Origin of the sequence: Endozoicomonas sp. (assembly GCF_051008435.1) — a bacterium.
GTDB lineage: Bacteria > Pseudomonadota > Gammaproteobacteria > Pseudomonadales > Endozoicomonadaceae > Endozoicomonas_A.
This window is the reverse complement of the sequence record NZ_JBPCXO010000226.1, coordinates 1-7,334: the sequence shown is the minus strand read 5'-3', so window position 1 is coordinate 7,334 and position 7,334 is coordinate 1. Positions and strand designations below refer to the sequence as shown.

Below are 7,334 nucleotides of genomic sequence, written 5' to 3'. Positions count from 1 at the left end.
CGAAGCCTTCAATGGTGTCATCAAGCGGATAATATACAAGGCATGTGGTTACAATGATCTTGATTATCTCTATCTAAAAATCAGGCAGGAGGCCCAAAAATGATCAGCCAACCTGTAAAAGGGCCCTTTCTGTTACAGCTAAAAAATAATGCCCTGGGTTTCCTTTGTCTTCCTGAAAAGCCAGGCCCGGCGGAATATCCGCCTCAGAGAGCACCCAGTAGATATCGACGGGCTTTTTCTTTGCCCGTTTTTTGAACATCCCATAAACAAACTTTAGGTTATCCCAGGTGGCGGAGAAGGATAGCCCCATATTGGGATTGGGCAGAACCCATCGCTCATCGGGCAAAACTGGAAGTCACATACTCTGACCCCCATGACCGTTCGATAGCGACCTTCCTTGCGTTCATCATAGAGGGTGGGATGTTTTCCCTGAATGGTGGGTCTGGCTCTGTAGACCTCTATATCCGAGACAACCTTTCTAATGTCTGACAAGCATTTCAATTGCAGTAGTTGAGACATTAATACTCCTGTACTTGTTACGTCCTTCTATGTCTGTCGAGAGGCAGAATACTATAAATTGCGATTATAAAGTGAGAGGTTGGAAAAAGTTTTTGACTCCCGGCGAAATAAAACCGACTCTTAAATTCAATGCTGGGTTGCCCCCCCCAGCACCTGAATAACCCGGACATGGACGCCGGGTTTTTCTTTTTCAGCCCGCCGAAACTCCCTGAGAAACCGCCTGAAAAGTCACTTTTAGGCTAATCGGCGGAGCAGAATATGAATCATAGCCAAGTGAATCATTGCTTCTGTTGTTTCCGGCAATACTTCATAATCTTTGCAAAGCCTGCGATTATGGTTGAGCCATGCAAACGTTCTTTCCACAACCCAGCGACGAGGTAACAGTTTGAATCCTTGTTGCTTGTCACAACGCAGGACAACCCTCAGTGCAAATTGAAACCTGTCATTAACCCAGTCCAACAGAGCTCCTCGGTAACCCCCATCAACCCAGATCAAACGGAGCTTTTTACACATGCCACCCAGCCTGGTCAGTAAGAGTTTTGCACCCTCACGATCTTGTATGGCAGCTGATGTAACCACAACCGCCAATAATAGTCCCATGGTATCGACGAGGATATGCCGCTTTCGGCCCTTGATTTTCTTACCCGCATCGAAACCTCGGCCCGGCCCGCCAATAGCGGTAGTTTTGACACTCTGATTGTCAAGACAGCCTGCCGTGGCATGCTTATGTCTCCCCGCTTTTTGTTGTACTTTGGTGTGAAGGGTATCGTGAATTCTTCTCCAGACATGGCTTCGCCGCCAAGACCAGAAATAGTGATACACCGTTTTATAATTTGGAAAATCGATAGGCAGGGCTGCCCATTAGCAACCTGTTTTCAGCACGTAAAAGATACCGTTGAGCACCTTGCGTAAACTGACTGTACGAGGACGACCGTTCTTTTTTTCAACAGGTAAAAGAGTCTGTAGTTTTTTCCATGCTCCTTCACTGAGATCCGAAGGATAACGCTTTTTGCCTGACTTGTTACGACGCTTCCTACTCACTGTATATCACTGTTAAAACCCCTGTTTTTATAGGACTTTGACAGTAAAGACCACTTTTCAGACGGTTTCTCAGACTCAGTTTTTTCCCAGGAATCTTTATTTCACTGGGTCAAACATGGATAGAAAACCGATCAGGGAAGGCAGGCTTGTTATACCTCCCTCTACAGAAAGGTCGCCCTTGGCCAGAGACCCAGCAAAGCCTTTTTTGCCCGTCACAAGCTCAATCCAGTCGCCTTTGGAGACTGCAATACGGATCTCTGCTTCTTGATCATCTTCACGCCTGAACTCGGCAATACTGTTGCGAACATGCAGGGTGAACTGTTCATCTACATCGGTAAAATCAAACGACAACCGTTTATCAACACCCTGGCTTTTCTCTGTATCCAGAGCCACGGTCATAGATTCTATGAAGTTGGAAGCGGGAAAGGTTTTCAGGAGCTCCAGAGTAGCGTCATCCAGCGCTTTGATTTCAGGTGAATTTCCCTCAAGCTCCTGGGCCTGGGAAAGGTAATAGTTCCGGCCATTGGGATTGATGGTGGCATGGGCTATGTTGCGCATCGCCTCAGCCTTCAAGACTTTTGCTTCAGCATGGTCCGGCTCCACAAACAGCTGATAGTTGACCAGCTCCAGTGCCCAGCGATTCTGACCTCTACTGATCGCTTCCCGGGCAGAACCCAGCAGCTTTTCTTCACCCAGCAGATCCAGCATTCCCTCACCTCTCTCTTTCTCTGATGCTCTGGAAAGGGTCGCTGCATCTCCGTCAAACCAGCCCAGATAACCGTTGAAAATGCTGCGAACAGACCACTCAACGGAACCGTAAAACTCTTGAAGATAGGGGTGTTCAGACAGTTGATCCGGCAGTATCACAGATTCCACCAGCTGATCTTCCGTCATTCCCTTGTTCATTCCTCTGAGGGTCTGGTCATGGACAAACTGAATCGCATCCCGGTAAGCCGTCAGAACACCGGCCACTTCTTCACGGCCTGAAATAGGGCGGGTATGACTGGGAACCAGATATTGAGGGTTCAGGTCACGCATCTTGTCCAGACTTTTAGCCCAGGCGACCGGGTCGCGATAGAGCGTGCCGCGAATGGTATAAAGGTTGGGAAAAGCCTTATAGATGTTATCTCCAGGCATGATAACCTGCCTGTCCGGTAGGTAGACAAACAGCTGATCGTTGGTTTCTCCCGGAGCATGGACCAAGTGGATCTTAACCCCGGAAATAGTGATTTCCATGGAGTCAGAGAACGTCTTGTTAGGACGAATCAGAGTGGGTGTTCCTCCCCCATGACCGGCATTGAGCACAGGACCAATGCCTGCATTCACCAGACCCAGGTCCCCCTTTTCCAACTGATTACCAAACATACGACTGCTTCTGTCAGTAATGACAGGGCCCAACTTGTTGATCACACGATTGATATAGCTGTTGGTACTTTCATGGGCATAAACATCAATATCACCCTCAGGTACAAAACCTTTACCTCCGAGAATGTGATCCGCATGGTTGTGGGTATAGATCAAAGCCTTGATTGGTTTGTCGGTGATTTTTCTGAACTCAGCCATCACCTTCTCAGCCGCTTCTTTACTCTCCATGACATCCACAATGATGATGCCATCATCGCCTTCAATCATGATGGAGTTAGCGAGACCGTAACCCACGGCTACATGAACACCGTCTGTTACCTCATAAACTTTTCGTTCAAACTCATAGGAGTGTGCTTTCAGTTCAGGGTGGACGCTGGGGGTTACTGGTACAGAGAGAGGTTGCTCTTGCTTTGGCTGAGTAACACTGCATCCCGTTAGAGCTGCTGTCAGTGCCAGAACGTAAAAACTACTTGTTGCCTTGGCCATTGGTTTCCTCACGAGTTTCTTATTGTGTTCTTTTTCGTGTGAACTCATGATATAGCCAGCAACCAAGACATTACCGGACATAAACTGCCAACAAATTGACCTGAAATGACAATCGTTGAGAGAAGTGAAAATGCCTCTACCCTGAATAGCTGGGCCTTACCTCTGGTGGATGCGCTGCGAGAGCAGGGTTGCCCTGTTGAAGCAATGCTGGAAGAAGCAGGTATTCATCCTGATTTGCTGAGACGTGCTGGCAGCCGGATTCCTGTCGACAGTATGACCCTTCTATGGAAGGCGGCTGCCCGGGAAACAGACAATCCGGCCATCGGTCTTTCCGTCATGGATCACGTCAACACCAGCCATCTGTTTGCCTTTAGCTATGTCGTACAAACCAGCGCCAACATTCGGGAAGCACTGGAATTCATTGCCCGTTATTCTGCAGTGATCAGTACCGCCGTTACCGTAGAGATGCAGGAAACCCATGATTACGTTGAGCTACTCTACCGAGTACCTGAGCACCTGCCTGCTCCCAGCTACGAAGCCATGGATGCTTTCGCCGGTGTCACACTCATGCGCATGACCAAAAACCTGAATGTCTCTCTGTCTCAGGTACACTATGTCGCTTTGCCCAGACCCACTCCGATGGACCCAACACTCTGGACCAGCAAGCTGCCCTGCCCGGTCCGTTTTGACTCTGACTTTCTTCGACTGAGCTTTCACCGGGAAATTCTTGAATACTCTATCCCTACTGCCAGCGCTGATATTGCTAATGCCAACAAGGAAATTCTCAGCCGTTACCTCGAAGAAATGAGCCGGGATTTTTTACCCAGGGTCAGGGGTCACATCACGCACATGCTGGTAGCCGGAGAGCCCACTCTGGAAGCTGTTGCCCAGCTGCTCAATATGAGTCCACGCAATCTCCATAGAAAGCTTCAGGCAGAAAACACATCCTTTCGGGAATTGCTGGATGAAATCCGCAAAAAAAGAGCTTTGTCCGAGATCAGTCAGCCCGGCAAGCCGTTGACACAAATTGCCCATGAGCTGGGCTTCCACGATTCCAGTAGCTTCAGCAGAGCATTCAAACGATGGACGGGGGAGACTCCGAAAAAGTACCGGGAAGAACAGCTTTTACAAAAACAGAAATAACTATTTTTTAATCATTCTGCACACCTTTTATTCCTTCCCAACCTTATCCGTGTCTTATCTAAGTGGAATATCACATTGGCAGCAGCACCTTGGTCACTGGCACCTCACACGGCCCAGAGTCAGTGCCATAAGGCTGGATGATTTGTGAAGAGCGGCAGGATTCATGAATCTGACAGGGTTCCTGATCATGATGCTGATCATTGAAAGTCTACTAAGAGGTAGCTTTCAGAGAAGAACAACTGCCTGACAACATTTTTCACTGGCAGACTGTCATAACTGTGTCACAATACGCGCCCAGTGAAGCTAACAAGTAAAGCCGAGTTCAGTCTTCAGTCTATGCTTATTAAGTCAATAGCTGGCACCTGACAGCCTATTGATTGAAGTGTAACGAGCCAGCTTTTCAAAGAACAAGTATAAGGTGGAGCAGTGAGTCTGGATCATCCTCTGATTATTCCCGCAGCCGTATCTCTTCTGGTGATCATACTGGGTCTGTTACTTTGGCTCAGAATGAGAGGCCAGAACCTGGAATGCCGGGACCCTCTTTTCTCTCCAGAGTATCGTGCTTTCCTGGGGCAACTCGATATGGCTGTTCGTAGCCATCTGAGTGTCTTTCCAAGGATGCCGGTCAATGAAGTGTTACAGGGCTCAGGCAATCTGAAGAAATTCAAAAACCAGTGTTTTGATTTTGTGATTTGCCACCGTCGGGAGATGGACGTGCTCTGTGTGGTCTTGCTGGACCTTCCTAATAGAAAAGGTCAGGCCAATGATCAGCTCCGAGAGCTCTGTCACAAGGCAGGAATATCCGTACTGGAGTACGATGTAAGACCCTATCGAGACGTTCCCAGCCTGAAAAAAGAAATTTTCTCAGCCTGCGGTGTTAATGATTTTGAACCACCCGCTCAAGAACAGCAGGCCCAGACGAGTGAACTGGCCGCCCCCAGCAGTTGCCCCAAATGTCACTCAGAGATGAAACTAACCCTTGTTAAAAAAGGCCAGCATGCTGGCAAAGAATGCTGGATTTGCACCCGTTATCCACAATGCAAGGGTGCCAGGTTGGTTTAACCACCTCCTGGCCTCTATCCATTCAGTACAACTTACCCATTGGCTATTTTATTCCTCAAAGGCTACCTATTCTTAGATGGAATGAAATAAAGATGATCTGAAAATACCATTAAAAAACAACCTGTCCTTTATTATTCAAGGAATATTGTTTTTATTGACTCCATACTTTCGTTTTTTGATCCATCAAAGCATCCTCTTTAAAAGCCAGAAACACGCCTACTTTCTAAACAGCAAATGAATCTTGTTTTTGAGTCATACTCAATTAAATCAACGGACATGAATGGCTATATACCTAATAAAAGTCTAACTTAATCCTGATAAACAGACGCTTTCCAATCACTTTCTTCGCTGCGTTGCCTGTTACCGAACACTGAATTATTTGGTCGCGCTGGCACTCAAGACCGAGGCGGTATGATTTTTATTTCGACCGAAAGAAAATGGTTCTTCAAAATTCGTTCTTGAAACAAGCAGCTCTACTATCCATCACTTTTTACTTTCTACAATCACCACTCTCATCAGCTGAAGAAACGACTACCGGTTTACCATCAACGGGAGAGAGCACGCTTGATCGATCCTGCTTGCATTTTACTCCACCCAGCGACTACTCGGACCTGTACGGTTTCGATCCTTTTGCCGGTACTGACCCGGATCCAACTATTTATGACCCAACCCTTGATACGTATTCAGGTTTAAAAAACATTGGCTGGGCCCCGGTTCCACAGAAAGAGAAGCTTAATTCAGATGTAGTCTTTATTTTTCGGGGCTATGGCGGCAGCAGTCTTGTCAATACCAAAGGCAATAAACAACAGAGAAGGAGTTTAAGAAAGCTCAGATCAGAACACTTCAAGCAAATCATTATGGCATCACTGTCAGAACTCAGTTTTGGTAGCATGAGATCTTTCTCTGTCTATGATGCGGGTGTTGATGAGGAAACTATTGACGAACACAGAAAGAGAATCCCCAACTACGCTAATATCCACTCGACCCCTCTCGATCAACGCATTGCCCATTCAATGGCCAGTAAAATCACACTGGACTCCAAAAAGCTCTCTCCTTCAGGAAACAAGGTTTACGTTATTGTTTTCCACTCAGTTCAGGATGAACCACTTTTCACACAAGACACCGTTGAAACACCGGTTCCCACCCTGTCGTTTGACGACGGTTCTCAAGTGAAAGCAACCTATATTTCTTATCAGGCTAACCTCGAGTATCAAGACTTATCTGCGATTGATGATGAAGATACCAGACAAGCGATGGCGATTAATCAGTATCTCAAGAACCGCACCGAGCTTAGGAAAATCGATGGAATGATCGTCCATAGAATTCTCGGTGCGCTGGGACGGATTGGCACCACCATTGGCGGAAGACATCCTCTCATTGAGCAGTCTTATGACCCCTACTATAACGTTTCCCGATGGTTCGCAGACCTGTTGGAACCAGAATCTCTCACCATGGTCGAAAGGGCCGAATGGCATTCAGAATGGGGAGTGACAGAAGCTGTTATCAGTCCCACACCCAGAGCATTGTGTGACTCTGATAACGCAGTCAATCCTAATGCCTGGTATGCCGTAGATCTAGGAGCCTGTCGGACTTACCACTGACCTACTGCGAAAAAGCCGGATTTGGCCATTTTTTCTGATTCTTTTCGTTGAATAGCTCGCTATTCGCCTCAAATAATCATAAAAACTGTCTCAAACCGGACTTTTTCTCGCTACGGT

5 protein-coding genes and 1 pseudogene are annotated in these 7,334 nt (G+C 47.2%); 3 read left to right on the top strand and 3 right to left on the bottom strand.

All coding sequences use genetic code 11. The features are described 5' to 3' along the window. Positions 1-273: 273 nt before the first annotated feature. The 3 genes and pseudogenes from ACR2PX_RS11745 to ACR2PX_RS11735 form a co-directional block, all read right to left on the bottom strand. A complete protein-coding gene (locus ACR2PX_RS11745) occupies positions 274-519 on the bottom strand; it encodes a hypothetical protein (RefSeq protein ID WP_433999545.1) in 246 nt (81 codons plus the stop codon). Between the two features lie 234 nt (positions 520-753). Then, positions 754-1,560, bottom strand: a pseudogene (locus tag ACR2PX_RS11740) (IS5 family transposase). Positions 1,561-1,656: 96 nt separating this feature from the next. Then, positions 1,657-3,411 (bottom strand): alkyl/aryl-sulfatase, encoded by a 1,755-nt coding sequence (locus ACR2PX_RS11735; protein ID WP_433999544.1) that lies wholly within the window; start codon positions 3,409-3,411, stop codon positions 1,657-1,659. A 105-nt stretch (positions 3,412-3,516) separates the two neighbouring features. Here ACR2PX_RS11735 and ACR2PX_RS11730 point away from each other — a divergent pair, with 105 nt between their 5' ends. The 3 genes from ACR2PX_RS11730 (at position 3,517) to ACR2PX_RS11720 (ending at position 7,217) form a co-directional block, all read left to right on the top strand. Then, positions 3,517-4,554, top strand: a complete 1,038-nt coding sequence (locus ACR2PX_RS11730; RefSeq protein ID WP_433999543.1) for an AraC family transcriptional regulator — start codon at positions 3,517-3,519, stop codon at positions 4,552-4,554. A 426-nt stretch (positions 4,555-4,980) separates the two neighbouring features. Beyond that, the gene (locus ACR2PX_RS11725) at positions 4,981-5,616 is read left to right on the top strand and encodes a DUF2726 domain-containing protein (RefSeq protein ID WP_433999542.1); all 636 of its coding nucleotides are present in this window, start codon (positions 4,981-4,983) and stop codon (positions 5,614-5,616) included. A gap of 458 nt (positions 5,617-6,074) precedes the next feature. Next, positions 6,075-7,217 (top strand): hypothetical protein, encoded by a 1,143-nt coding sequence (locus ACR2PX_RS11720; RefSeq protein ID WP_433999541.1) that lies wholly within the window; start codon positions 6,075-6,077, stop codon positions 7,215-7,217. Positions 7,218-7,334 lie beyond the last annotated feature (117 nt).

Coding starts and splice junctions, on each gene's coding strand:
- ACR2PX_RS11745 (WP_433999545.1), bottom strand. CDS start 519: ATGTCTCAACTACTGCAATTGAAATGCTTGTCAGACATTAGAAAGGTT.
- ACR2PX_RS11730 (WP_433999543.1), top strand. CDS start 3,517: ATGACAATCGTTGAGAGAAGTGAAAATGCCTCTACCCTGAATAGCTGG.
- ACR2PX_RS11735 (WP_433999544.1), bottom strand. CDS start 3,411: ATGGCCAAGGCAACAAGTAGTTTTTACGTTCTGGCACTGACAGCAGCT.